This is a genomic window from Burkholderia sp. LMG 13014 (genome assembly GCF_905232215.1).
In the GTDB taxonomy this organism is placed as follows: domain Bacteria; phylum Pseudomonadota; class Gammaproteobacteria; order Burkholderiales; family Burkholderiaceae; genus Burkholderia.
This window is the reverse complement of the sequence record NZ_CAJNKE010000828.1, coordinates 1-2,058: the sequence shown is the minus strand read 5'-3', so window position 1 is coordinate 2,058 and position 2,058 is coordinate 1. Positions and strand designations below refer to the sequence as shown.

Below are 2,058 nucleotides of genomic sequence, written 5' to 3'. Positions count from 1 at the left end.
TTGGTCGCCTCGACCGGCGACACCTTGCCGGCCTGCGCCCGGCGGTTCGCGAGATCCGCGGAGCGTGCGGCGATCGTGGCCGATTCCTCGGTCACCTGAAGCTGGCGCTGCGCGGCGAGCAGCCCGTAGAACGCGGCGATCACGTCGGCACGCACGACGGCGCCCTGCTCGTCGAGCGATGCATTGGCCGCTTCCCTGCCGTACGACGCGACGTCGAGCCGCGCGCTACGCTTGCCGCCGAGTTCGATCGTCTGGTTGATCAGCGCGGTCGACGTGCGTTCGGCGCGACGGAAGCCTTCCTGCAGGAACGACACTTCGGGATTGGGACGCGCGCCGGCCTGCAGCAGCGCGCCGGCCGACGCATCGACGTCCGCGCGCGCACCGCGCAGTGCCGGATTGTTCCGGGCCGCAACCGACAGCGCATCGGCAAGCGTCAGCGAGGTGGAAGGGAGTGCGTCGGATGGCGGTGCGCCGATCGGCGCGGCGCTGCCGGTGGCAGCCGGGGCCGGCCCCGGCGACAGCGACGGCTGCGCATGAGCCGTCGCGGCCATCGCGAAGACGACGGCCACGGCGAGGTTGAGCTTGAGCATGTTCGGTTCTGCGGTAACGGTTCGCGACCGATGCTACGGTCCGGCCGCAGTGCGAACATGAGGCGAAGATGATATTTCCGTCATTTTTGGGGGCGACCGCGCGCACGCGTGCGGTGACCTGCGGGAGCCGGGCCCCGCTTGGGCGATCAGGAGAATTCGATGAATGTGCGGCGCGACGGCCGCACGGTAGATAACGGTGGCACGGGGATTCGGCACGCATGCGCGGCAATCCCCTGCACGCGAATCAAACAGCCCCTTGCTTCACCCGCCGACGCTGCACGAGCCAATCAAGCAATTGCCGCCCGTCGCGTTCGCCGAACCAGCGTGCGTGACCGATCAGATAGCCGTCGTACGCGATGTCGACGATTGCCGGGGCATCGATGATGCAGCCGAAATAAGCGACTTCCGACAGTGCGAACTCCGTATGCACGATCGGCAGCAGCGCGACCAGCGCCGCATAGGCTTCGTCCCCTAGCGGTTCAAGCGACTCATACCCGTCGAGCAGCGCGCCGATCTGCGCGTACTCGACGCGGCGTGCATCGGCCGGCGCCATCCAGTCGACCGTATTGCGCTCGATCGCGAGCGCGAGGTCCATCACCGCGCAGGTGCGATCCGACAGCCCGAAATCGAGCACGGTCCGCACCTGCGCGCCGGGCCCCGCCTCGGTCCACAGCAGGTTCGACGCGTGCCAGTCGCCGTGTGTCCACAACGGCGGCAGCGCGGGCAGCAACGGCGCGAGACGCGCGTGATACGGGCCGATAGCGTCGGCCACGTCACCGCGCCAGTCGCGTGCGCCGAGCGCACGCACGAGCAGCGGCTGCGCTTCGACCCAGCGTTCGAGCGCGCCCGCCAGATCGGGCGACGACAGCACGCGAAAGCTCGACAGCAGTGTGCGCACGGGCCGCGCCGGCGCATCGTAGCCGGCCGACGCGCGATGCAGTTCGGCCAGCGCGCGTCCGGCAGCGTACGCGTGCGACGGATGCGTGAACGGCTGCCACGACATCACGCCGCGATACGGGTCGACGCCGGGCGCCCGCACGTGCACCTCGTAGGTCCAGTCGCCGGACGCGAACGCGGTTGCGCCGTCGCGATCCGCGAGAATGTCCACCACGGGCATCCCGCGTTCGCGCAGATGCGCGATGAAGCGATGCTCCTCCTCGAGCCCTTCGACATCGCGCAGGCTCACGTGATGACGCTTGACGAACAGCCCGCGCCCGTCGGTCATCTGCACCAGCACGGCCGCCGCGAACTGCCGCGGGCTGTGCCACGTCAACCGCGCCGGCTCGCCGGCACCGTCGATGCGTGCGAGCACCGCCGCCACTTCGTCGTGCGTCATCAGCGGCCAGTCGCGTTCGGCCTGCTCGCCGTCGACACCGAATTGCGGCGGCGCGACGTCACGCGACAGGGATCCGTCCGGCTCGAGTGGGAATGACATGAACGATGTTGCTCCGTGGTTGATTCAGATCGG

At 69.2% G+C, this 2,058-nt stretch carries 2 protein-coding genes; both read right to left on the bottom strand.

Annotated features, from left to right (window positions below; translation table 11 throughout):
• The coding region (locus JYJ84_RS35070) for a TolC family protein (RefSeq protein WP_205190161.1) at window positions 1-590 on the bottom strand (590 nt) is incomplete at its 3' end.
• Between the two features lie 244 nt (window positions 591-834).
• On the bottom strand, window positions 835-2,025 hold the full coding sequence (locus tag JYJ84_RS35065) for a phosphotransferase enzyme family protein (protein WP_175221698.1): 1,191 nt from the start codon (window positions 2,023-2,025) through the stop codon (window positions 835-837).
• Window positions 2,026-2,058 lie beyond the last annotated feature (33 nt).